This window comes from Mameliella sp. MMSF_3455 (assembly GCF_030733205.1).
GTDB lineage: Bacteria > Pseudomonadota > Alphaproteobacteria > Rhodobacterales > Rhodobacteraceae > Antarctobacter.
Genome location: NZ_JASHJL010000004.1, coordinates 35,973 through 59,230, shown reverse-complemented (window position 1 = coordinate 59,230; position 23,258 = coordinate 35,973). Strand labels below are relative to the sequence as shown.

Here is a 23,258-nt window from a genome sequence, read left to right as displayed (position 1 = left end):
GAAACGGGAGGTAGAGGTCATGCGTCCTCGAATACACCGGGAATGCTGGACGGTCCACGCGTCATCCAGGGCGGGGTCGGCAGGCCCTTGTCGCGCAGGAAATCCGGGTTGAACAGCTTGGACTGGTAGCGCGTGCCATAGTCGCAAAGCACGGTGACAATCGTGTGCCCCGGCCCCATCTCGCGGGCCATGTGGATCGCGCCGGCAACGTTGATGCCCGTCGATCCCCCCATGCACAGGCCCTCTTCGGCCAGCAGGTCAAACACGATGGGCAGGGCCTCTTCATCGCTGACCTGGGTCAGGAAATCGGGCTTGAACCCCTCGAGGTTGGCGGTGATCCGCCCCTGGCCGATCCCTTCGGAAATCGAGCTGCCCTCGGGCTTGGCCTCGCCGTCTTTGTAGAGACTGTAGATGCCCGACCCCATCGGATCGACGATCCCGCATTTCACGCCCTTGGGCTGCAGCGCCATGCCGACGCCCGCGGCCGTCCCGCCAGAGCCCACCGCGCAAACGAAGCCATCGACCTTGCCGCCCGTCTGTTCCCAGATTTCCGGGCCGGTGGTCTCGATATGGGCCTGGCGATTGGCCACGTTGTCGAACTGGTTGGCCCAGATCGCACCGTTGGGCTCGCTCGCGGCCAGCTTCTCGGCCAGCCGGCCGGAGTAGCGGACATAGTTGTTGGGGTTCTTGTAGGGAGCGGCGGGGACCAGCACCAACTCGGCCCCTGCGAGACGCAGCATGTCCTTCTTTTCCTGGCTCTGCGTCTCTGGCATGACGATGACGGTCCTGAACCCCATCGAGGCGCCCACCAGCGCCAGGCCGATCCCGGTGTTGCCGGCGGTGCCTTCGACGATGGTGCCGCCCGGCGCAAGCTGGCCCTTCGCGATGGCGTCCTTGATGATGTAGAGCGCCGCGCGATCCTTGACCGACTGGCCCGGGTTCATGAATTCCGCCTTGCCCCAGATCTCGCACCCAGTCAGCTCCGATGCCTTGCGAAGCTTGATCAGCGGCGTCTGCCCGACAGCCTGTGCGAGGTCCTGCGATTTGCGCATGACGTGTCCTTTCCGAAACGTGTTCCCATTGGTGTAGGGCCGAGGTCGGGGGAACTCAAGACGCAGCGGCGCGCTGATCACAGCCGCGCCAGTCGGCGCCGGGGCCATGGCTGGCGGCACACCAAAGGCGCGCGGCTGGAACCGAGGACAGAGCATGGCAACCAGCCGAAGACAGGCCTCCGCAATTTCCCCCTGTAACCCGTTGAATCCGGGCCACTCCCCGTGTCCTCACGCTTGTGCAGCCTGCCCCGCGCGCAGGTCGCTCCGCCGTGCCGCAACCCAGTTGACCAGCATCGCCAGCGGCAAGGCGTTGATCTCGCCGGTCTCGATCAACTCCATCGCGTGATCCAAGGTAACGACATGGCTGCGGATGTCCTCGTGCTCTTCGTCCAGCCCGCCGATCCCCTTTTCACGACCGGACAGGTCACAAAGCCCCACGAACGCGTGGTAGAATTCCGTCGTGTACCCGGGTGAGGCATAGCCCTTGCAGGCCGGCAGCAGGGCGCTCACCTCCAGCCCGGCTTCCTCGATGGTCTCGCGCCGGGCCGCCTCCTCGGGGCTTTCGCCCGCGTCGACGACGCCGGCCACGGCCTCCAGCACCCAGGGGGCCGGGTCGCCCCGGTGGATCGGGCCAAAGCGCATCTGTTCGATCAGCAGCACCTTGTCCAGCACCGGGTCGTAGGGCAGCACAAGGGCAACGTCGAAAGCAATGAAGCACTCCCGTTCCAGCGGCGCGCTCCACTCGCCGTCAAACCGGCGATAGCGCAGGCGGAACGGATCGATCCGGAAAAAACCGCGAAAGGGCTGCCCGCGCAGCCCCTGGTAATCGATATCCTCCAGACCGCTTGCCCGGCGCAGCGTCTGTGGCGCGCCCTCTGCCGCGATTTCATTGGCCCAGGCCCGCGCGCGAAAGAAAGGCAACATCCCCGCCACCTCTTGCGCTGCGTAGGCACCGCGCCGGTCCAAGACCTCCCGCGCGGCGCGCATTGTCACCCCGCCCCAGCGGTCCAGCCAATCGTCCAGCGACCAGGGCGCCCCCGGTTGCCAGCGGCCCTCCGATACAGGGAAAAAGACCTCTGCCGCACAAGGGCCCGCCGCGGTATCGACCGTCACGGGGCGCAACTCGTAGGCAAAGCCGCCCTCGTAGTAATCCAGCGCTGCGCGGTCCGCGTCGCTGACCCCGCGCAACAGCACCCCTTCGGCCCGCGCGCCCGGCTGGGCCACGATCATCGGAAAGGCCTGTCCATCGGCCCAGAGCACCGCATGATCCGGCAATTGCGCCGGTTCGACCTCGGGCGCATGGCCCAAAACCAGTTCCAGCAACGGCAGGTGCCGCAGCGTTCCGTAAAAAAACAGGTCTGACAAGATTAACTCCAGCGTCTGCCCATGGTCTCGGCAAAAAGCGCGGCGACGATACCGCCGACCAGCAGCGCCAGGACCACCTGCATGTCGAGAAGGATCATCCCGTAGTCCAGGCTGATCTCGAAAATCGCCGCTATGGCCTCGAAAGGCGAGTCGTAACGGCGGGCGAAGGACAAGCGCACCATCTCGTTCACGCCCTGCACGAACAGGCCCACGATCACCATGACAATGGCGGCGGTGATACCGTTGTTGATCGCCGATGTGATGCCCTGCCCCGAGCGGGGTCCAAGGAAAAGCCAGCCGACCAGCACACCGATCGCTGCGTTGACGTAGTTGAACCAGCCGAAATTGACGCTGAAGGGCACCAGCGGCTTGATCATGTCCGAGACGATCCAACCCAGCGCCGCGAGGCCAAGGGCGGCAATCAGTTTCGCGGCGTTGGGCATCAGTCAGGCGGGCTTTGCGATGGTGATCTGGGTCACGTCACAGTTACCGCTGTGAAAGGTCGCCGCGCAAGAGGCCAGGTAGAAATTCCACATCCGGCGAAACCGCGCATCGAACCCCATTTCGGCAATCTCGTCCCAGCGGTCGTTGAAGGTCTCGTGCCAGCGGCGCAGGGTCTGGGAATAGCTCTCGCCGAATTCCAGGCTGCGCACCACCTGCATGCCGGCACGCTCGACCTCGGCGCGCAGCACCTCGGGAGAGGGCAGCATACCGCCGGGAAAGATGTATTTCTGGATGAAGTCCACACCCCGGCGATAGATCTCCCACCGCTTGTGCTGCACTGTGATGATCTGCAGCGTGGCGTGGCCGCCGGGCTTGAGGCGCGCCTGCACGGTCTCGAAATAGGTGGGCCAGTATTTCTCGCCCACGGCCTCGAACATCTCGATCGAGGCAATGCCGTCATAGCGGCCGCGCTCATCCCGGTAATCCTGCAATTTCAATTCCACGCGGTCAGACAGACCGGCCTTGGCGATCCGTTCACGCGCATAGACATACTGCTCCTGGCTGATGGTCAGCCCGGTCACGCGCAGTCCGCGCTCCTTGGCGGCGTACTCGGCGAAGCCGCCCCAGCCGCAGCCGATTTCCAGAACATGATCGCCGGGCTGTGCCCCCATCTGGTCGATCATCGAGGCGTACTTCAACTCTTGCGCTTTTTCCAGGCTCTCCTGCCCGGTGCGGAACAGGGCCGAGGAATAGGTCATCGTATCGTCCAGCCACAGGCCGTAGAAATCGTTTCCCAGGTCATAATGGTGGGCGATGTTCTTTTTCGCCTGCCGCTTGGAATTCGATTGCAGCCAGAACCGGAACCGCTCCCACATGCGTACCACCCCGCCGCCGGGATAGCCGTCAAACATCTCTTCGTTGGCATGCACGAGGCCCAGGAAGGCCATCAGGTCCGGGGTGGACCACCAGCCGTCAAGATAGGCCTCGCAAAACCCGAGGTCGCCTTCGCGGATCAGGCGGGCAAAGATATCGTCGTGGTGCAGGTGCAATTCGGCAACCGGGCTAGGCACACGTCCCTCGGCGCGAAACACGCGCCCGTCAACCAGCACGAAATCCAGCCGGCCGCAGCCCATACCACGGGCCATGTCGAAGACCCGCGCGAAATACCGGGGCAACCCCGCCTGCCCCTGGATGTCTGTCAATAGCATAAGTTTCTTTCGAGAAGCCGATATCTTACCGAAGTTTATGGCCCAAACCACCTGTGGCAAGGATTTGTGCTTTGGATTTTCTTCAACATGGTGTTTTCTGGTATCAGTCCGGAGCGATACGTTCCCTCAAAACGGGAGATGACAGATGAAGAATCAATTGGTGGTGGTGTGCCTCATGGTCCTCGCAGCCTCTGGATGCGGCAAGATGATGAGTATGGTCGGCCTCGACAAGGGAGAGACCAAAGCTCCGCAGGCGCGACCCGCCATGACCCTGTCCGAACCCGTCCGCGAAGTGCAGCCCAAGCCGGTTTCCGGTGGATCCTGGGAACGCAACGTGGCGCGCGACATCCCCTACTTCAACATGTCCGCCCTGCCCATCGCGGTCTACAGCGATGTCGAGTTCACGCAGAAGGTGGGCACGCTCGCCCCTGGCGAGGGCGGCTATGTCGAGACATGTTCCGATGCCAAGCCAGTCTGCAAGATCGCCTATGCCGGCAATTCCAGCGGCTGGGTCAAAATGGACCGCATGGGCGGCGTGACAAACTGAGACACCCGGCACCGCGTCAGAACCCGCGGTTTTCGTAGGCCGCGAGGGCGCGTTTGCGCCCTTCGTCAACCGCCACCACAGGATCGGGATAGCGGTCATCATTCGATAGCCCCCAACTGACCGGAACGGCATCGAAATAGCTCAACGCCTCTTCGGACGGGTGTCTGCGGCCTTCCGCGATCCAGCGGTCGATGTATTTTCTCTTCGGATCGAACTTGTCGCGCTGGGTGACGGGATTGAAGACCCGGAAATAGGGCGTGGCATCCGGCCCGGACCCGGCCGACCATTGCCAGCCCATCGCGTTCGACGCCGGATCCCAGTCGATCAGGCAATCCTCGAACCAGCGCATTCCGATCTTCCAATGCGTCAGCAGGTGCTTGGTCAGGTAAGAGGCGACGATCATCCGGGCACGGTTGTGCATCCGTCCTGTAACGTACATCTCACGCATGCCCGCATCCACAAAGGGAATGCCCGTGCGCCCTTGCTTCCAGGCGATGACCTCGGGGCGGGACTCATCCTCGTTCCAGGGAAAGGCCTCCCATTCCTCGCGCCAGTTGCTCTCCAGCAGGTGTGGCGTGTGCCACATCAGGTGGTAGGCGAATTCGCGCCAGACCAGTTCCTTGAGAAAGGTCTCGGCGCCCTTCTTGCCATCCTCCATCGCACGCCGCCCGGCGTGCCAACATTGGTGCGGGGTGATTTCGCCCAAGGCAAGGTTCTCGCTCAGGCAAGAGGTGCCGTCGGTCCATGGGAGATCGCGGGTCTCGCCATAGGCGGTCACCTTCTCGGCAATGAAGGCCCCCAGCCTGCCCTGCGCGGCGTCTTCGCCCAGTTGTACCCAGGGGCGCACCACATCCGCGCCGCGCCGCATGGCCGCGCCCAGAGTCCAATCCTGCAGGTCTTCGCCCTTGGGCCATGTATCCGGCGCCGGGATCCGGCCCGGCGTCGGCAGAGGCGCTGCCACATCCAGCCCCCGAACCGCCTTCCAGAACGGGGTAAAGACCTTGTAAAAACCGCCCTGTTTCGTCTCGACGGTCCAGGGTTCGAACATCAGGTGTCCGGCAAAGCTGGTGGCCTCGATACCGGTTTCCTGCAGCGCGGATTTCACGGCCTTGTCGCGATCCACGCTGGCCGGGTCATAGGCCCGCATCCAGTAGACCGCCCCTGCCCCGGTTTCCTCCACCAGAGCCCTCAGCACCTTGACCGGATCGCCCGACCGCAGCACCAGCCGCGACCCCTTGTCCTCCAGCCGTTGTGCAAGGTGATCGATGCCGAGTCCCATCCGCCATTTCGGCGCGGCGCCCAAGCCATCCATCACCGCATCGCGGATCACGACCGGGATCACCGGACGCCCGGCCTTGCAGGCGGCATCCAGTGCCGGATGATCGGACAGGCGCAAGTCGCGCCGGATCCAAAGGAGGACAGGAGAGGTGTCGGACAAGGCGCGCTCCTTCACTGGCTTGCCGGATGCGACATAGCGCGAACCGCCAAAGGGCAACCCCAGGATCAGAGAACCGCGTCGAGCGCCTCGATCAGCTTGGCCACCTCTTCCTCGCTGGTGTAATGGACGAAGGACAGGCGCAAAACCCCGCGCGCCGGGTCGATCCCCATCGCCTGCAAGGGGCGCACCGCGTAGAAATCGCTGCCCCCGGCCATGATCCCGTGCTTGGCCAATTCTGCGGCCGCGGCTTCTGCCGGACCTGGCAGGGCCAAGGCCACTGTCGGCGCGCGGTTGGTCGCGTCGCGCGGCCCTAGCAGGCGGATACCGTTGCGCCCCGAAACCGCGTCCAGCAGAGGCTGCAGCAACCGCGTTTCATGCCCGCGCATCAGGTCATGCAGGTCATGCGCGGTGCAGCCGTGATGCGTCGCCAACGCCTCGACGTAATCCGCCATGCCTGCGCAGGCTGCCACCTGGGCATGATCTGGCCCCGCGGGCGTGAACTTCTTGGTCAGCACATCGCCGTTGAAAAAATGCGCCTGGTTCGGCAACGCCTCGGCCAGTGTACGGCGGATCACCATGATCCCCTGGTGCGGTCCATAGGTCTTGTAGCTGGAAAACAGGTAGATGTCCGGCCCCAGCTCGCCCACATCCGGAAAGCCATGCGAGGCATAGCTGACCCCGTCGACGCAGACAAAGGCCCCCGCCGCATGGGCGCGGGCGGTGATTTCCGTCACCGGGTTGATCTCTCCGACGACGTTGGAGCAATGCGGAAAACAGACCAGCCGCACCTTCTCGTCCAGTAGCGGCTCCAGCGCCTCAGGATCGAGGTGCCCCGTGTCCGGGTCGATCTTCCATTCACGGATCTCGATGCCTTCGGCCTCCAGCCGCCGCCAAGGCCCTGAATTTGCCTCGTGGTCCTGGTTGGTGACGACGATCGCCTCTCCGGATTGCATGAACTGCCGGAAGGCGCGCGCAAGGACGTAGGTGTTCTGGGTGGTCGAGGGGCCAAAGCTCAGCTCGTCGGTGTCGATCCCCAGAAGCGCGGCCAACCGGCTGCGGGCCTCGTCCATCTCGGCGCCCGCCGCCGCACTGGCGGCAAAGGGGCCATAGGGCTGCACCTTGCGTTCGGTATAAAACCGCGCCAGCCGGTCGATCACCTGCTGGCAGGCATAGGAACCCCCGGCGTTTTCAAAGAAGGCCTGCCCCTGCAGGGCGGGTTGGGCAAAGGCGGGAAACTGCGCCCGCACGAAATCGATATCCAGCATGTCACCCCAATCGCTCTTGCGTGGCGGAGACAATGCGCTTGTGGCGTGCCGCGTCAACCCATGCCGCCACGAGAAACGGAAAAGGCCCCGGCGTCACCGCCGGGGCCTTTCCTGTCATGCATGGCGAAGGGTGCTCAGAGCGCCTTCCGCTCGGCCAGCAGGCCCTTCCAGATGGCAAAGCACATCACCAGCAGGACCACCGTGAACGGCAGACCCGTGGAGATCACCATCGACTGCAGCGACGACAGGCCGCCCGCAGAGAGCAGCAGCACGATGGCGACCGCCCCCTCGAAGATGCACCAGAACACACGCTGCGGCACCGGCGCATCGACCTTGCCACCCGCCGTGATCGTGTCGATCACCAGCGAACCGGAGTCGGAGGAGGTGACGAAGAACACGATCACCAGCACGATCCCGATGAAGGAGGTGATGGCTGCCAGCGGCAGTTCGTCCAGCATCTTGAACAGCTTGAGTTCCAGCGAAGCGCTCTGCGCGGCTGTATAGCCGTCAGCCACCACCTGGTTCACTGCGGTGCCGCCAAAGACGCTCATCCACAGCACGCAGACCAGCGAGGGGATCAGCAGAACGCAGATGATGAACTCGCGCACGGTACGGCCACGGCTGACGCGCGCGATGAACATGCCGACGAAGGGCGACCAGGAGATCCACCACGCCCAGTAGAACGAGGTCCAACCCTGGCTGAAGTTGACATCGCCCCGACCGGACTCGCCTGCAATCGTCTGGGTCATCGGGTTGGAAAGGGCCGGCAGGTACTCGATGTAGGCAACGAGGTAATCGACAAACCCAGTGAGCAACAGGATCGTCGGCCCGGTCAGCAGAACGAAGACCAGCAGCAGGAAAGCCAGGCCCATGTTGATCTCGGACAGGACCTTGACCCCACCGTCGAGGCCACGCACCACCGAGACCAGCGCCACGGCGGTGATCGCGGTGATCAGGACCACTTCTGTGGCCGAACCGACGGGGATGCCAAACAGTTCGTTCAGTCCCGCGTTTGCCTGTGTCGCGCCAAAGCCAAGCGAGGTCGCCAGACCGAAGAGCGTGGCAAAGACCGCCAGCGTGTCGATGATGTGGCCCCACCATCCCCAGACGCGATCCCCCAGGAGCGGGTAGAACGCCGAACGCAACGTCAGCGGCAAGCCCTTGTTGTAGGAGAAGAGTGCAAGCGCCAGGGCCACGATGGCGTAGATCGCCCAAGGGTGCAGACCCCAGTGAAAGATCGTCGCCGCAAAGGCGAGGCGCACGGCCTCCTGCTCATCCGCTGCTGCGCCGCCCAGCGGTGCCCAGTCCGCACGGTTCGGCGACACGGTGAAGGCATCGCGCTGATCGGCCGGAACCGCTTCGTCCAGCGCAGCGGCCAGCGCCGCCGGATCGGGATTGGTCAGGCCGACTGCCGCGTCAAAGGCCTCGCGGCTTTCGAACCCGGCAGGGGGCCCTTCTTCCGGCACCTCTCCGGCGAAGCTCACGTTGTGGTAGGCCCCACCTGACGACGATGAGAAGTGGCTCATCGGCTCGGACACGCCGTAGAACATCAGGCCGATGCCCATGCCGGCGGCAAAGAGCATCGCGAACCAGCCGACATAGCCGTAATCCGGGGTCGCGTCCTGGCCGCCAAGCCGCACGCTGCCCACGGGCAGCACGATCAACAGCAGGCAGAACAGCACAAATAAGTTGGCCGCGCCGAGGAAGAACCAGTCAAAGCCCTTGGTGACGGCGCCGAAGAGCCAGCTGAAGAGGTCGCCTGCCTGTTCCGGCAAAGCGAGAGTGTAAAAGACGAAAGCGATGATCGACAGCCCGGAAATCAGGAAAACCGGATTGTGAATGTCCAGACCGAAAGGTCCGATCTGCGTTTCGATGTTGTCCTGTCCGATCTCGTAATCGGTATCGATCAGGTCCGAGACGCCTTCCGGCTCCGGTATGCCCTGATCGTCTGAGGTGTCAGCCATGTGAGGCCTCCATGTAGTTGCGTTTCCTTGGATGATTGGCAGTTGCGCGCCAATTGTTCGCCGTTAGCGCACCACCATGACAGAGACCTTGGCATGGCCTGCCACCGTACCGCCGTTCGATGGCCAGATGTAGTCGGTGATGTTCGGGATATGGCTCGCCATGATCACCAGGTCGGCCTTTGTCTCGTCCACCGCCTTCAACAGCGTCGGGTCCAGATCGATCGCCGGGTCGTGGCTGGTGACCGCGTGGGGTTCGGTCGACACCCCATGCGCCCCAGCCTGCGCCTCGGCGAATTGCTTGAGTTTCTCGGCGAATTCCGCCGGCGAATGGGCGATCGAACTGGGCGTCGCCGCCGCGACGCCCACGTAGATCACCTTGGCATCGTAGTGTCGTGCCAGATCGGCCGCACATCCGAGCGCCTTTTCAAGGCGATCTATGTGCTTGAGGTCGACCGGCACCATGATCCGTTTGAACACGTCCCACTCCCTTTGATTTTTTGCCGGAAGCGCGCGTTCTGAGCGGAACGGCCATCCGGCACTTGCACGTCCATGACAACCTGCACGGCGTCTCGACCTCCAAAGCCTAACCCGGAAACACAGGTGAGGACAAATCATCAAGACACTCGACGGAGCAAAAGCGACATTCGCGGTCGAAAAAACGTTTCCAAATCAGAAAATTAGCCCCGCCACCGAAATCCGGAGGCGGGGCTGGAACGGGCAGCGCAAGCCCAGGCGTGCGCGGCTCATGGCATACGCTTCAATTCAGGGCCTTGCGCAGTTTCCCGGCGATTTCCGCGATCTGCGCCATGTCGCCTTGCTGACCGGGAGGCCGCAACGCGACACCTTCCCACCGCGGCAGGATGTGGAAATGCAGGTGAAAGACCTCCTGCCCGCCCGGCCCCTCGTTGAACTGCTGGACAGTGATCCCATCCGCGCCCAGCGCCGACATCGCGGCATTTGCCACCTTCTGCGTCGTCGCCATGACGCTGGCCATTTGCTCGCCAGAGGCGTCGAGGAGGTTGCGGCAGGGTGTCTTCGGGATCACCAGGCAATGACCGTCGGCCCGCGGAAAGATGTCCATGAAGCACAGCGTTTCCGCGTCCTCGTAGATCCGGGTCGAGGGGATCTCGTCCCGCAGGATCTTGGCAAAGATGTTCTGTTCGTCATAGTTCATGCGTTCACGTCCACCACTACGCGTCCCTTGACCTGGCCCTCGAGAATGTCGCGGCCCAGGTGCGGAAGATCCGACAGGGTCGCAGGCTGAACCATTGTCTCCAGCTTGTCCATCGGCAGATCGCGCGCAATCCGCTGCCAGGCCCGGACGCGGTTGTCATAGGGCTGCATCACGCTGTCGATCCCCAAAAGGTTGACACCCCGAAGGATGAAGGGCGTGATGAGCGCCCCTTCGATCGCCGCGCCCCCGGCAAGGCCGATGGCCGCGACGGATGTGCCGTATTTCATCTGTTTCAGCACCCGGCCCAGCATGGCGCCCGCCACCGCATCGACACAGCCTGCCCATAGCTCGCTTTCCAGCGGCTTGCGGGTGACTTCGGACAAGTCTTCGCGTGGGACGATCTGCGTCGCGCCAAGGCCGCGCAGGTACTCTTCCTGTTCGGGTCGCCCGGTGACAGCGGCCACTTCGTGGCCCAGCCGCGCCAGGATCGCTGTCGCAACAGAACCCACGCCGCCCGCGGCGCCCGTCACCAGGACCGGCCCGTGACCCGGCTCCAGCCCGTGATCCTCCAGCGCAAGGACCGCCAGCATGGCGGTCAGCCCGGCGGTGCCGACTGCCATCGCCGCGCGCGTGTCCAGCCCCTCGGGCAGCGGCACCAGCCAGTCGGCCTTGACCCGCGCCTTTTGCGCATAGCCGCCCCAACGCGCCTCTCCGACACGCCAGCCGGTCAGAACGACCTTGTCACCCGGCTTGTAGCGATCGTCCGACGACTCTTCGACCGTGCCCGCGAAATCGATACCCGGCACATGCGGGTACTTGCGGACCAGCCCGCCGCCCGGCCCGATGCACAGCCCGTCCTTGTAGTTGACGGTCGAATATTCCACCGCCACCGTCACCTCGGCATGGGGCAGGTCTTGCGGACCGATCTCCCGAACCGCAGCAGAGGTCTTGCCGCTCTCTTCGTCCTTGTCGACAACCAGCGCCTTGAACATGGGTCACTCCCTTCCCTGTTTCTCGTTTCGCACGACCCCTGCGGGACGGCGGGCGGGGCGTCTTTCGCCGTCAGGCGAAACAGCGTCCGTCCGGCCCGCCCGTCACAGCCAGGGGCCCTCTTCCGGCATGAAAGCCAGATCGCTCACCGGTGCCGCGACACCGGCTGCGGTCAGCATGGCGTGAACCTGGCCGCGATGATGGGTCTGGTGGTTGAACATATGCGTCACACAGAGCGACATGGGTTTCGACACGTTGCACCCAATCGCGCCGGAGTACCACGACAGTTCCCCCGCCAGATCCACCGCCCGCAGCCGTTCCGCCCAAAGCAGGATCTCGGCATCCGTGCGAAAGCGGGCGATTTCCCATTCACTCCGTGAGGCGGTCAACCTCGGGCTTTCCTTGATCCCGCCTTCGGGGCGCGCGGTGCCGGCAAGGCGCGACATCCAGATCATGTCGCCCCACAGCAGGTGGTTCGCCGTCCCGAGGATCGACCCGAAAAACGCCTTGCGGTCCCGGCCCAGCTCTGCCTCGTCCAACGCTACGAAGGCATGTTTCACCTGCCGGTTCTGCCAGGCGTTGTAGCGCGCCATGACAAGGCAGTATTCGGGCGAGATCATCATCCACCAGGTTCCTTTCTCCCGACCACCGCAATCCAATCCGGGTGCCCAAAGCCGGGGCACGCGTCGTCGGTCGCCCCGCTGCAGAGGTTTGCAGAGGCCGCGGGCAAGGGCAATCCGATAAAGCCCCAGAAACGGCCCGCTGCGCAGACCTAGACACATCGACCGCAATTCTGAACCCTGGCGCAGCCCCCCGTTCACCAGGACGCGCTTCTGTGTCAGTCTGTCCACCACAAGAGCAACCGACAAAACCCACAACCAGACCACCGGGGCGCGATGAGCAAGATCGAACCGAAAACCCTGCTGTTCCAGGGCGATCTCCGCGCCACGCTGGCCCGTGATTGCCGCGTCTCGGCCCTCGGCCACGAAACACGGGCACCAGCCGTGCTGGCCGACACCTTCGACACGGAACTGGCGCATGGCGGGATGCTTCTTGTAGCGGCGGAGGACACCCTGACACTGCTGGACGCTAGTGGAACCGAGACTCGGCAGGACAGCGCGCAGCACGGCTTCATCGACGAGATGCCAAGAGGTGCCGTGACCGGCATTCTTGCCGAAAACATATCGCCGCTGCGCAAACTCCTCGAGCTTGTTGCGGCAGAGATGGGGGCACAGGACGTTGCCCTGCGCGACGCCAAGGACAAGCTCATGTGTCACGGCCATCTTCGCCTCCTGACAGCGGAGGACGGACGCCAGGTCAGCCTGATAAGGCTGCGCCCCCTGTCCGGCCAGAAAGGCCACTACAAGCGGATCCTGAAACACCTGCGATCCGCGCCGTCCCTCTGTACACCGCGCGAGGCGCTCGAAACACTTGCCCCCGGCGTGACCGCCTATCAGCCCAAACCGGATGTCCCGTTCTCGCCGGACACGCCGGCCTTTGACGCGGCTTCGGCGATCATCGCCGCGCACCTGCCTGTTGCCCGCGCCAACGAACCGGGCATCATCGCCGATCACGACAGCGAGTTCGTGCATGACTACCGTGTCGCCCTGCGCAAGATCCGCTCTGTCCTGTCCTTGTTCAAGGGCGTCTACAGCCCCGAACAGGTCGCGGACCTCAAGGCGCGGTTTTCGGCCCTTATGTCTGTCACGGGTCCCCTGCGTGACCTGGACGTCTACCTGATCGAACGCCCCCGCTACATTCAAATGGTTCCCGAGAGCCTGCGCCCCGGCGTCGGCCTCCTGTTCGACCATTTCACAAAGGAACGCCATGCCGCCCATGACGCGCTCTGCCTCCATCTCCGTAGCGAGACATACGCCGCCGAGATTACGGCCCTGCAGGATCTCTTTGCCAATCCGCAAGAGCGTCTGGCCCAGGGAGACGAGGCTGATCACCCCGCCAGGGACTACGCTCAGCGCCTGATCCGGAAACGCTATCGCAGGGTTCGCAAGATCGCGAGTGCGATAGACGCGGACACACCGGACGCGGAAATCCACCAGTTGCGCATCCAGTGCAAGAAACTGCGCTACCTGATGGAGTTCTTTGCCCCGCTCTTTGGCAAGTCAGAGATGAAACGCCTCATCAAGGCGCTGAAGAAACTTCAGGACAACCTGGGCGATTTCAACGACAGCGTCGTCCAGCAGGAGGCCCTGTCCGCCGTCATCGGCAGGCTGACGGACACCGATCATGATGGTCAGCTGGAAATCGCCCGCAGCATAGGGGCGCTGACCACCGTTCTGCACCAGCGGCAGGATGCCGAACGCGCCCGTGTCATGCAGACCTTTGCCGCCTTCGACGCGCCAGAGACCCGCGCCGGGTTCAAGGCGCTGCTGGCCCCGTAGCTGCCATATCGGCCGCCCGGGCGGCTGGGCGGCCTCAGAAGCTGAGCCTTCGGCCGAAACCGCCCAGACCACATCAATATTCCAAAATTCGCATGCTTCTTGATCTCCCTCAAGGTCGCCCTGTCCCGATTGGCACAGGCTGACCTCACAGGCACCCAGGTTTCAGTGCAGTACGAGTATCAGACGGTTTCCTTGACGGGTGTCCAACGCATTGCCGTGGGGGAGACGACATGCACAAGACCCGAAAACGACTATCCATTCTGTTTGCCGTCGCGGTCGGAGCTTTTTCCGCGGCCCATGCGCAAACCAATACCGAAACCCTGCAACTGGACACCTCGCGGGCCGACAGCGTCACCGCGATCATCAAGTCGCTGGCGCCGATGGCCGGTCAGCCCGCCACACCACCGACAGCAGCGCCACCCGTGGTCACGCACTCCCTGCCGGATGTGTTCCTGCCGCCGGTGATCCTGGGGCGGCCCACGACCATCATCATCGATCGGCGGCCCATCGTCCTGAACTACGGCTACAGCTTGGACGTGACGGTGTATTTCGCCCATGACAGCGCCTTCCTGACGCCGCCCGCGCGGCGAGACCTGGACCTGATCGGCCAGGCGCTGCAGTCGGCGCAGTTGATGAACAACCGCTACCTGATCGCCGGTCACACAGATGCACGCGGGCCGGACGATTACAACGTCGACCTGTCCTATCGCCGGGCCTGGGCGGTCAAGCGCTACCTGATGCGTCATCACTCGATACCCTCGTGGCGGTTGGAGGTGGTCGGCTGGGGCGAGCGCTATCCGCGCAATCCCGCCGATCCCTATGCCGCCGAAAACCGGCGGGTCGAGATCACGCTGATCGACAGGGTGCAGCCGGTGGTCCCGCAACCCGTTCCCATGCCGCAACCGGCGCCACAGACCAGCGACCTGCACAAGCAGCCGTCACCACAACCTGTGCTTCCGCCCCGGACCGGCGCGCAATATGTTCCGCCGCTGCCGCCCTGCCCCGCCGGTGTCGTCAGCCCGGACGGCAAGGCGCTGGACCTCGACGATTTCTCGCCCGAACCGGGCATCGACTGCGACCCGGCCTTACCGGTCTCCGGCCGCGTGATCGTCCAGCCCGACGGCCGCATCATCGTTCTTCACTGAACAATTGGCGCCACGCCTTTCCGGGCGCGGCGCGGAATCCGGACCACATTGGAGGAGTCCCTACATGAAAACCCTGACCACGACCCTGATGGGCGCCTTCGCGAGCCTTGCGCTTGTTCTGGCGCTCTCCCTTGCTCCGGCTCCGAGCCACGCCGGAGACCAGCCCAACATCCTGCCCGTGCCCGAAGACGCAGATCTGGACACGGTGCCCGGCAATTCGCGCGTGTTCGAACGCGTGCTGCGCGCCGTCATCACCGAGATGCAGACAATGGGCTTTCGCGTCTACGACCAGACCGGCGTCATCATGGGCTTTACCGATCCAAACCGGGTGCGCCGGTCGGATGCCGAACTGATCGCCTTGGCCCAGCGCGTTCCCAACGTGCCGATCGACGTGATCCTGCCGATCCAGATCTACGCCTCGGCCGACCAGAACCCCTATATCCCCGACGTGCTGGATCTGCGCATCCGGGTCACGGGCCGCATGCTGCACGCTCAGACCATGCAGAGCCTCGGCAACTTCGAGGTCGCCTTTGGCCCCGGCGCGGGCGAAATCCCGGTCGCTTCGCTGCCGCGTGTCTGCAACCGCGACTGCGTTCTGGAACATGTGGGCAAAGAGGCCAAGACCATCGGCGCCGAGGTGGGCCGCGTCCTGGCCACCAAACTCGACGTGCTTTCGCCTGCCAGCCCACAGCCCGTGCCGCAGCAGCCGGTTGTCGTGACTCCTCCCGTCGCGCAGCAGCCGGTCGTCCCGGCGCCCGCGGGCTGCACCGGCCTGACCACCGCCTACACGCTGGCCTTCACCGGGTTCCAGCCGCAGGAAATGACCCTGATCGAGGGCTACCTGGCCGGCTTCAAGGGATATGACCACCACCGCCCTGTGCGCGTGACCATGACCACTGCGGACTACTGGTACGAAACCTGCTCGGACGTGGCGCGGCTCAACCGCAACCTGCGCCTGATGGCCGAGTCGATGGGCGTTCAGGCCCGGATCGCGATGTCGGGCAACCGCTTCGAGATCCAAAAGATCGGGTTGATGGGCAACCGTTGATCCCAGTCGCCGAAAGGGATGCGCCGTGCCTCGGCGCATCCCAATTTCCCGCAGATCGAAAGACCCACAGGATGTTCCGTCTCGCATGCGCCCTTGCACTGTCGCTGGCCACGACGCCGGCACTGGCCCAGGTGGCGACCTTTTCCGCCGATGACTACGGCAAGACCGATCTCGTCTTCCTGGAAAGCACCGGCAATGCCAGCGCCTATATCGCGGCACAGGACGGCGCGTTCGAGCCGATCCGCGAACTGCCCGCCGATGATCCGATCCGCCGTCTGGCCGGTGCCATCGGCCGCGTCGACCTGCTGGAACAGAATGACCGTGGCGGGCGGGACCTCGTCACCTGCACCGGCGCGATCCTGCCCGGTGGCTGGGTCCTGACCAACCATCACTGCATTCCCGAGGACGGTGCGCACAAACTGCTCGCCGCCTCGATCCTGACCGGCTACCTCGTGCAGGGGGACAGGGACACGCGACGCTACAATCTCTCCGTCGATCCCGCTGACTGGCATTCGGTGCTGGATTTCAGCCTCGTGCGGATGACCGACATGCCGCAGAATATCCTGCCCTTGTTGATCGAGGGTGTCGTCGTCGATCCGGGCGATCCGCTCATGGTGATCCATCACCCGCTGGGCCGCCCACAGGTCATGACGCGGTTCCGCTGTTTCGCCCTGCGCGAACAGGACGACGGCCCCATCCTGCGCCACCGCTGCGACACCCAGCCCGGCAGTTCCGGTTCGATCCTCTTCGACCGTGAACTGCGCCCCGTCGCGCTGCACCATTCCGGCGGCATGACGCCAAATGACGACCGCAGCTTCAACAGGAGCACCCGGTTGAGCGCGATCCTGCAACAGTCCGGCCTGCTGCGCGAGATCACCGGCGCCGCGCCTGCGGCAACACCCGTCGCAACGCCCGTCAACCCCGCCGCCACCCTGCCCGTGGAAAGCCATCCCGCCCCGGCAGGCGACGGGCCAAGTTCCGGCGGCGTCACCGACATCCTGCGCGGCAACTGACGCCCGCGCCGCCATATCGAAGGGAGAAAACCCATGAACCTCAAAGCCCCCAAATGGCTCTCCGGACTGGGCTTGGCCATTGCGACGGCCATCCCCGCGCAGGCAGACCAAGCCGAGGACATCCAGAAGATCATCACCTCTCTGGCGCCGGTCCAGCAGGAAAGCACCGCCCCGGCAGAGGAGGCCGCACGCGGTGTGCAGATCGGCGGACGCACGGTCTGGGTGGTGCCTCAGCACAGCATCGACCTGCAGGTCTACTTCGCGCTCGACAGCTACGAGCTGACCTGGCGCGCGCGTGAGGACCTGGCGGCGCTCGGGCACGCGCTGGCCTCCTCGGCGCTGCGCCCGCACCATTACCTGATCGCGGGCCACACGGACACTTCGGGCGATGACGCCTACAATCTCTGGCTGTCGGAACGCCGCGCCGAAAGCGTCGCGCGCTTCCTTGTCGAACATTTCCCAATCGACCCGCAACGCCTGGTGACCGTGGGCTTTGGCGAGACGCGGCTCAAGACGCCGGGCAGCCCGACCGCCGCAATCAACCGAAGGGTCGAGGTGACGCTGCTGCTGCCCGCAAGACCAGAGGCGAACGCCCCCAAAGCCGCGCCGACGGCTCCGCCGCCTGCCGAAAGCGTCGAGCCGGTTGCGCCGCCCGAACAGCCCCTGCCCGGTACGCTGCAAAAGGACAAGGACGGCAACATCACCATCACCTGGTGAGACATACAGGATAGCCACCAACATGCGACGCACCCCGCCCCTGCCCCGGTTCGCCCTTGCGATTGCCTTGACCGCGCTTGGCCCGACCGGCCCACTCTGGGCCGACGACCCGACCTCGACCGTGCTGACCGGTCACCAGGGCGCCATCGACGCCGCCGTCTTCAGCCCGGACGGGCGGCATGTCCTGACGGGCAGCGCCGATTTCACCGCCGAGCTCTGGGAAGTCTCGACCCAGCACGGTCTGGCGATCCTCGAAGGTCACGAACACCGGGTCAGCGGCGTCGCCTTCAGCCCCGATGGCACCCGCGCGCTGACCGCCAGCGCGGATGGCACGGCGCGGGTCTGGGACCTGTCCACGGGCCAGGAGGTGCTGAAGCTGACGCAGGATGGCGGGCGGTTCACCTCTGCCGCCTACAGCCCCAACGGACGGCAGGCGGTGACCGGCGGCAATGACGGCATCGCCCGGCTCTGGGATCTGCGCAGCGGCGCCGAGCTGCGGACCTTTGCCGGCCACGGGGAGGCCATCACCTCGCTTGCGATCAGCCCGGACGGAACACACCTGCTGACCGGCAGCACCGATCGCACCGCCCGGCTCTGGCACATGGCCAGCGGCGAGGAGATCCGCCGCCTTGACGGGCACGAGGCGCTGATCCTCTCTGTGGCCTTTGGCCCCGAAGGCAAGGAAGCGATCACAGGCAGCTGGGACAAGAGCGCGATCCTCTGGGAAGTGGACACCGGCAAGGTCCTGCGACGGTTTCCCGGTCACGAGGCCGCGATCCGCGCTGTCGATCTCAGCCCGGATGGCGCGCTGGCGCTGACCGGGGAATGGAACCGCAAGGCCTATCTCTGGAATGTCGAGACGGGCGAGGAACTGCTGGTCTTCGACGGCCACGGAGCCTCGATCGACGCGGTTGATTTTGCCCCTGACGGACGCAGCCTGTTGACCGCCAGCTGGGACGGCACGGTGCGCTTGTGGTCACTGCCAGAGACGCACTGGCCCGATCTGCCCGAACGCCAGCCGGTGATCGCGGCACCTCGACCCGCTCCAAAGGCCCCCGTCACCGTGGCCGTCGCCCGGCCCGAAACGCTGGTCCTGATCATCGGCAACCGCAGCTATGCCGAGGCGCCTCCTGTCGCCTATGCCCATAACGACGCCGATGCCTTTGCCCGCTATTTCCGCGATATCCTGCGTGTCCCGCAGGACAACATCATCATCGAGAAGGACCTGACCTCGATCGGCATGGCGCGCTGGTTCGGGACAGATGATGTACCGGACGGGCGGCTGGCCCGCCGCGCGCGGTTCGTCGATGAGATCGTGGTCATCTACTCGGGTCACGGTGTCCCTGTCTTCCACGAAGAGGGCCTGCCCAGCGGCTACCTTCTGCCCGTTGACGTACCCGCCGCCGAACCGGGCTTTGGCGCCTACCCGCTGGACATGTTGATCCGCCAGTTGGAAACCCTGCCGGTGAAATCAGTCACTGTCCTGCTGGACGCCTGCTTTTCCGGCCTGTCGACGCAGGGCAGCCTGGTGCCCGGCGTCTCGGGCGCCTTTGGGGTCGCGATAGCGCCGCCGCAGGAAAAGGCGCGCGTTTCGGTTCTGACCGCGACCGATTTCGGCACGCCGCAGTTCGCCCACTGGCTGGATGACAAGCAACAGGGCGCCTTCAGCTATTACACGCTGGAGGGGCTGCGCGGGGCGGCGGATGCCGACGGAGACGGGCGTATTCGCCTGTCGGAATTGCGCGCTCATATCGACGAGAGACTGGCCCAGCAGGACCTGCGCCAATCACCCAGCCTGTTGCCCGGGAGCGAGGACAACGTGCTGGCGGAATATGTCACGGAAGACTGACCCATGTTGCGCCTTGCCCTCCTGTCCGCCCTTCTCTCGCTGACCTTGGCCCTGCCCCGCCCCGCATTGGCGCAGGCAGAAACCGCGTTGGGCGCGGAGCTCTGCCGCATGGCAGAGGGGCAGATCCCGGCAGGCGCCAGCATAGCGCTTGCGGCGCCGCTGGCCTCGGAAACACCCCTGCCCGTGCCGCAGGTCGAGGCAATCATGAGCCGCGCCGCGCAGGAGATGTGTGCAGACTGGCCCGCCAAACCGCACATCCTGGCCGGAAGTGCCGAATTGCGCGCCTCGCTGGCCCTGGTGCTGAACCGACAGGGCACTGCCGCCTGGCAAGAGACCGTGCAGTCCACCCTGCGGCAAGAGGCGGATTTCGTGCTGGTCGGGGAAACCGGCATCGTTGCCGGCGACGTGACCCTGCGGCTCACGCTGGTCGATCTCAGCGACGGGCGGGTGATCGTCAAGACCTCGGACAGGCCGCTGACCGGGCTGACAGGCCAGGCCGGAGGCGACCCGCGCGCCGCCATCAGCGCCGCCATCCGCCAGTTCCTGGACATGCTGCCTGACGCGCGGGCCGAGATCACGGTCGGCGCCTTCGCGAACGAGACCTCGGGGCTTGAAACGCCCCTCGGTCGGGCCTTGGCCGATATGGCGGTCGAGGCCTGGTTGGACACAGCCAATTCCGTCACCGCCCTGCTGCGCGATGCGCCGCCGGCCCGCGTACGGCGCGGTCCGGTGCCCGCCACCGGCTACTACCTTGGCGGGACCGTCCGGCCGATCGACCGCAACCGCTTTCAACTGGTATTGCGACTGTCGCAGGACGGTGCATTGCGGGCCTCGCGCACGCTGGACCTGTCCTCGCTGCGGATGCCGGCGCATCTGCGCGCGTTGCTCGACCCGACCGCCACCGTGCAGGGCACCAGGTTGGACGGCATCGCGGAAACACTGACAGCGATCGGCAATGGCCATCTGTCCCTGACGGCCTCCGGCGGACGGGACGGGCACTACCCGATCTGCCGCGCCACGGACCCAGCCCGCGTGCCGACCGAGTGCACCGACAGCCTGATGCGGCTGACCTTGAGGACAGACCGGGCCGGGGTATTGCTTTGCCTGTCGCTGGATGAACACGGCCAGTTCTACATCGTCTTGCCCGCCGACTACGCCCCTGACCTGCGCCTTGCCGCCGGTCAACGGCTCATCCTGCCGGACGACCTGCCACCGCTGCCCGGCGGAAACCGTGTCTACTGGCCCGCGATGGGGCCACCGGCGGAGACTCTGCTGGGCTGCCTGATCTACCCCGTGTTGCCCGCCGACCTGGTGCAGGCCTTGCAGGGACTGGATGGCGCGCGGCTTGCCCCGGCCGACCGCCTGGCCTTGCTGGCGATCCTGCACGATGCGGGGCCACTTGCAGGCGCCGCAACCCGCGTCCGCATCATCGACGGCACCCGCAAGAAATGAGCCCGACGGAAAACGGGCGGTCCCGGGGATGCTCCCGGACTCGCCCGCCCGTGCCTTGCCAGAGGGAATGGCTCAGAACGTCTTGGTCAGGCTGACCTTGAAGGTCCGCCCAGGTGCCTTGCGCGTGGGCGAGGACAGGTGGCCGACGTAATCGACGTCAAAGGCATTCTCGATCCCGAACCGCACTTCGGTGCCCGTCAACCAGGCCACCTGCTCCGGCCGCCAGGTGGCCCGTAGGTTGTGCAGGGTGACATTGTCGAGATCGCCGCCCAGCGCATCGCGGCGGTCGGCGGAATGCACGACCTCCCAGCTCAGGTCCAAACCGTCATCCCATTTCTTGCCCAGCGTCAGCTGCACACGGTCGGCAGCGGTGTTGCGCCAGGTGATGCTATCCGCGCCCGGGGCGAATTCCTCGCCCGAACCGAGGTGGCCCGCGAAATCGACATAGGCCCCGCTGGCATGGCCGTAAGAGGCCTCCAGTTCCAGCCCGCGGGTCTCGACCCGGTCGAGATTGGTCGAGGTGGATCCGGTGGCGGTGTAGCTGGTGATGTCCCACATGGTCGTGGCGTAGAGGTTGCCGCGAATGGTGAAGGTATCCCCCGTGCCGAAGACATCAGAACCGGTGTATTCCGCGCCGAGTTCGAAGGTATGCGATTTTTCCGTTGTATCCATGCGGGCAAGCGCCGTGGCGCTGGCGCCCAGGTCGTCGATGATCGGCAGGCCCTCGGTGTATGCCGCGCTGCCAAAGACCGACACCCCGTTGCCAAAGTCATAGGACAGCGCCAGCCCGCCCATCAGCGCATCGTTCGTGAACTTGCCATAGGTTGTGGCGCTCTCGACGGTCGAGGTCTCGTAGCGCAGCGCCGGCGTCACGGTGAATGCGCCCATCGAGATCTCATCAACAAGGAACAGCGCGATGCGCCGGTCGGACCCGCCGGGGGCGCCGGCGGCGTCGTTGTCCTTGCGGTCCCGGTGGATGAACTCGACACCCGCCAGCAGGTCATGATCAATGGCATCCGACCCGAACAGGGCCCGGTTCGACAGGGTCAACTTGGTCGTCTGATAGCGCTGGTCGGCGTTGACCGTGCTGACGAGAAAGGGAAAGGTCGGCGTCCCCTCCAGCGGCGAAGAGCCGGGAACGTAGTCATATTCGATCGCCTGATCCGCGAAGGACAGGTTCACCCGCATGTCCACCAGGTCGTTGACCGGGTTGAAACGGTAGTCGATTACCGCCTGCCGGGTGTCGGTCAACCGGTCGACATTGCCGAAACTGCCGCCCGTGGTGGCGAACTGGTCATAGGGCACGTCCTTGTCGTCGGCCACGGTCTGCGAATAGCTGAAGGTCAGCTCATGCGCGTCGTCCTGTCCAAAGGTGAACTTGGCTTTTGCCAGTCCCGAAGGCGTGCGGAAGGCGCTGTTGCCGATGGTCCGCCCGTCGCCCGAGGTCAGGTCGTCCTGATCCCGGATCGTGTAGTTGAGCAGGAACTCGGCGCGGTCCGTCGGCTGCCAGGCCAGCGTCGTCGAACTGACCGTGCCCGCCCCGTTAGAACTGAATTCAAAGGTTTGGGCGCCCGCGAAGCCCGGCACACCGCCGGTGAAATCCGAGGCGTCCTTGCTTTCCAGCTTGACCACCCCGCCGACGATCCCCGACCCGTAGGCAAAGCTGCCGATCGTGCCGCGCAGGACCTCGGCGTTCTTGTAGAGCAAAGGATCGGTGAAAAGCTGCGTGCCGATGCGGTACAGTTCCTCCGACCCGACGGCGGCACCATCCACCAGCACCGCGATCTTCTGGTCCGAGCCATAGGTGGTGTTCGCACCGAACCCGCGGATGTTGATCCCCGACCCCTGCGGCGTGGTTCCGTTGACCAGCGTCACGCCGGGCACCGAGTCGATCAGCTGCGCGACGGTGCTGGCCTGCCGGTCCTGGATTTCTTCCTCGTCGATGACAGTGCGCGACAGCGCCGTCCCGAATGTCAGATCCCTTTTGCCGCCGGTGAGGATGAGGGTCCCGAGGAACCCGGGGGCGTCCTGTGCACTCGCTGGCAAAGCCAGCGACATGCAGACAAGCGCGGTGGTCCCGCGCAGGAGGTGAGTGAGCATATGCGCCTTCCTTCGTGTCCGTTTGGGTGCCGTGGCTTGCGAAGGCTGGCGCGGGCGGATTGTTGCCTAGGCGATAAAATTTATCGTG

General features: G+C 64.9%; 20 protein-coding genes. 8 read left to right on the top strand and 12 right to left on the bottom strand.

The genetic code is table 11. The features are described 5' to 3' along the window. Positions 1-17: 17 nt before the first annotated feature. The 4 genes from RBB42_RS03615 to RBB42_RS03600 form a co-directional block, all read right to left on the bottom strand. Entirely contained in the window at positions 18-1,052 is a 1,035-nt protein-coding gene (locus RBB42_RS03615; protein WP_305968148.1) for a cysteine synthase A, read from the bottom strand. A 228-nt stretch (positions 1,053-1,280) separates the two neighbouring features. After that, positions 1,281-2,417, bottom strand: coding sequence for a gamma-glutamylcyclotransferase (locus RBB42_RS03610; protein ID WP_305968147.1), 1,137 nt, complete (start codon positions 2,415-2,417; stop codon positions 1,281-1,283). Between the two features lie 2 nt (positions 2,418-2,419). Continuing rightward, positions 2,420-2,860 (bottom strand): TrgA family protein, encoded by a 441-nt coding sequence (locus RBB42_RS03605; RefSeq protein WP_305968146.1) that lies wholly within the window; start codon positions 2,858-2,860, stop codon positions 2,420-2,422. A 3-nt stretch (positions 2,861-2,863) separates the two neighbouring features. After that, entirely contained in the window at positions 2,864-4,069 is a 1,206-nt protein-coding gene (locus tag RBB42_RS03600) for an SAM-dependent methyltransferase (protein WP_305968145.1), read from the bottom strand. A gap of 145 nt (positions 4,070-4,214) precedes the next feature. Between RBB42_RS03600 and RBB42_RS03595 the strand changes: the two genes are divergently transcribed. Next, a complete protein-coding gene (locus RBB42_RS03595; protein ID WP_305968144.1) occupies positions 4,215-4,616 on the top strand; it encodes a hypothetical protein in 402 nt (133 codons plus the stop codon). Positions 4,617-4,632: 16 nt separating this feature from the next. Here the strand turns inward: RBB42_RS03595 and RBB42_RS03590 are convergent, their stop codons facing one another. The 7 genes from RBB42_RS03590 to RBB42_RS03560 form a co-directional block, all read right to left on the bottom strand. After that, positions 4,633-6,054 carry a cryptochrome/photolyase family protein gene (locus RBB42_RS03590; RefSeq protein ID WP_305968143.1) on the bottom strand — a complete coding sequence of 474 codons (1,422 nt, stop codon included), beginning with the start codon at positions 6,052-6,054 and terminating at the stop codon, positions 4,633-4,635. A gap of 65 nt (positions 6,055-6,119) precedes the next feature. Then, positions 6,120-7,319: an aminotransferase class V-fold PLP-dependent enzyme gene (locus RBB42_RS03585; protein ID WP_305968142.1), complete on the bottom strand. Its 1,200-nt coding sequence runs from the start codon at positions 7,317-7,319 to the stop codon at positions 6,120-6,122. A 134-nt stretch (positions 7,320-7,453) separates the two neighbouring features. After that, positions 7,454-9,283, bottom strand: coding sequence for a BCCT family transporter (locus RBB42_RS03580; RefSeq protein ID WP_305968141.1), 1,830 nt, complete (start codon positions 9,281-9,283; stop codon positions 7,454-7,456). 63 nt (positions 9,284-9,346) lie between these two features. Next, positions 9,347-9,760, bottom strand: a complete 414-nt coding sequence (locus tag RBB42_RS03575) for a universal stress protein (protein ID WP_305968140.1) — start codon at positions 9,758-9,760, stop codon at positions 9,347-9,349. A gap of 280 nt (positions 9,761-10,040) precedes the next feature. Continuing rightward, on the bottom strand, positions 10,041-10,457 hold the full coding sequence (locus RBB42_RS03570) for an HIT family protein (RefSeq protein ID WP_305968139.1): 417 nt from the start codon (positions 10,455-10,457) through the stop codon (positions 10,041-10,043). Continuing rightward, positions 10,454-11,449: an acryloyl-CoA reductase gene (gene acuI, locus RBB42_RS03565; protein ID WP_305968138.1), complete on the bottom strand. Its 996-nt coding sequence runs from the start codon at positions 11,447-11,449 to the stop codon at positions 10,454-10,456. Before acuI ends, RBB42_RS03570 begins: the two co-directional genes overlap by 4 nt. Before the next feature lie 102 nt (positions 11,450-11,551). Continuing rightward, positions 11,552-12,070: a DinB family protein gene (locus RBB42_RS03560; protein ID WP_305968137.1), complete on the bottom strand. Its 519-nt coding sequence runs from the start codon at positions 12,068-12,070 to the stop codon at positions 11,552-11,554. A 273-nt stretch (positions 12,071-12,343) separates the two neighbouring features. Between RBB42_RS03560 and RBB42_RS03555 the strand changes: the two genes are divergently transcribed. The 7 genes from RBB42_RS03555 (at position 12,344) to RBB42_RS03525 (ending at position 21,070) form a co-directional block, all read left to right on the top strand. Then, positions 12,344-13,846: a CHAD domain-containing protein gene (locus RBB42_RS03555; RefSeq protein WP_305968136.1), complete on the top strand. Its 1,503-nt coding sequence runs from the start codon at positions 12,344-12,346 to the stop codon at positions 13,844-13,846. A gap of 230 nt (positions 13,847-14,076) precedes the next feature. After that, positions 14,077-14,991 (top strand): OmpA family protein, encoded by a 915-nt coding sequence (locus RBB42_RS03550; RefSeq protein WP_305968135.1) that lies wholly within the window; start codon positions 14,077-14,079, stop codon positions 14,989-14,991. A gap of 64 nt (positions 14,992-15,055) precedes the next feature. Next, the gene (locus tag RBB42_RS03545) at positions 15,056-16,039 is read left to right on the top strand and encodes a hypothetical protein (RefSeq protein WP_305968134.1); all 984 of its coding nucleotides are present in this window, start codon (positions 15,056-15,058) and stop codon (positions 16,037-16,039) included. A 71-nt stretch (positions 16,040-16,110) separates the two neighbouring features. Continuing rightward, the gene (locus RBB42_RS03540; RefSeq protein WP_305968133.1) at positions 16,111-17,052 is read left to right on the top strand and encodes a trypsin-like serine peptidase; all 942 of its coding nucleotides are present in this window, start codon (positions 16,111-16,113) and stop codon (positions 17,050-17,052) included. A 33-nt stretch (positions 17,053-17,085) separates the two neighbouring features. Beyond that, complete coding sequence (locus tag RBB42_RS03535) at positions 17,086-17,769, top strand: OmpA family protein (protein ID WP_305968132.1); 684 nt, start codon at positions 17,086-17,088, stop codon at positions 17,767-17,769. A 22-nt stretch (positions 17,770-17,791) separates the two neighbouring features. Beyond that, on the top strand, positions 17,792-19,618 hold the full coding sequence (locus tag RBB42_RS03530; protein WP_305968131.1) for a caspase family protein: 1,827 nt from the start codon (positions 17,792-17,794) through the stop codon (positions 19,616-19,618). A gap of 3 nt (positions 19,619-19,621) precedes the next feature. Next, positions 19,622-21,070, top strand: coding sequence for a hypothetical protein (locus RBB42_RS03525; RefSeq protein WP_305968130.1), 1,449 nt, complete (start codon positions 19,622-19,624; stop codon positions 21,068-21,070). A 72-nt stretch (positions 21,071-21,142) separates the two neighbouring features. Here the strand turns inward: RBB42_RS03525 and RBB42_RS03520 are convergent, their stop codons facing one another. Next, the gene (locus RBB42_RS03520) at positions 21,143-23,170 is read right to left on the bottom strand and encodes a TonB-dependent receptor domain-containing protein (protein WP_305968129.1); all 2,028 of its coding nucleotides are present in this window, start codon (positions 23,168-23,170) and stop codon (positions 21,143-21,145) included. Positions 23,171-23,258: the final 88 nt, after the last annotated feature.

Coding starts and splice junctions, on each gene's coding strand:
- RBB42_RS03615 (WP_305968148.1), bottom strand. CDS start 1,052: ATGCGCAAATCGCAGGACCTCGCACAGGCTGTCGGGCAGACGCCGCTG.
- RBB42_RS03605 (WP_305968146.1), bottom strand. CDS start 2,860: ATGCCCAACGCCGCGAAACTGATTGCCGCCCTTGGCCTCGCGGCGCTG.
- RBB42_RS03600 (WP_305968145.1), bottom strand. CDS start 4,069: ATGCTATTGACAGACATCCAGGGGCAGGCGGGGTTGCCCCGGTATTTC.
- RBB42_RS03595 (WP_305968144.1), top strand. CDS start 4,215: ATGAAGAATCAATTGGTGGTGGTGTGCCTCATGGTCCTCGCAGCCTCT.
- RBB42_RS03585 (WP_305968142.1), bottom strand. CDS start 7,319: ATGCTGGATATCGATTTCGTGCGGGCGCAGTTTCCCGCCTTTGCCCAA.
- RBB42_RS03580 (WP_305968141.1), bottom strand. CDS start 9,283: ATGGCTGACACCTCAGACGATCAGGGCATACCGGAGCCGGAAGGCGTC.
- RBB42_RS03570 (WP_305968139.1), bottom strand. CDS start 10,457: ATGAACTATGACGAACAGAACATCTTTGCCAAGATCCTGCGGGACGAG.
- acuI (WP_305968138.1), bottom strand. CDS start 11,449: ATGTTCAAGGCGCTGGTTGTCGACAAGGACGAAGAGAGCGGCAAGACC.
- RBB42_RS03560 (WP_305968137.1), bottom strand. CDS start 12,070: ATGATGATCTCGCCCGAATACTGCCTTGTCATGGCGCGCTACAACGCC.
- RBB42_RS03555 (WP_305968136.1), top strand. CDS start 12,344: ATGAGCAAGATCGAACCGAAAACCCTGCTGTTCCAGGGCGATCTCCGC.
- RBB42_RS03550 (WP_305968135.1), top strand. CDS start 14,077: ATGCACAAGACCCGAAAACGACTATCCATTCTGTTTGCCGTCGCGGTC.
- RBB42_RS03545 (WP_305968134.1), top strand. CDS start 15,056: ATGAAAACCCTGACCACGACCCTGATGGGCGCCTTCGCGAGCCTTGCG.
- RBB42_RS03540 (WP_305968133.1), top strand. CDS start 16,111: ATGTTCCGTCTCGCATGCGCCCTTGCACTGTCGCTGGCCACGACGCCG.
- RBB42_RS03535 (WP_305968132.1), top strand. CDS start 17,086: ATGAACCTCAAAGCCCCCAAATGGCTCTCCGGACTGGGCTTGGCCATT.
- RBB42_RS03530 (WP_305968131.1), top strand. CDS start 17,792: ATGCGACGCACCCCGCCCCTGCCCCGGTTCGCCCTTGCGATTGCCTTG.
- RBB42_RS03525 (WP_305968130.1), top strand. CDS start 19,622: ATGTTGCGCCTTGCCCTCCTGTCCGCCCTTCTCTCGCTGACCTTGGCC.
- RBB42_RS03520 (WP_305968129.1), bottom strand. CDS start 23,170: ATGCTCACTCACCTCCTGCGCGGGACCACCGCGCTTGTCTGCATGTCG.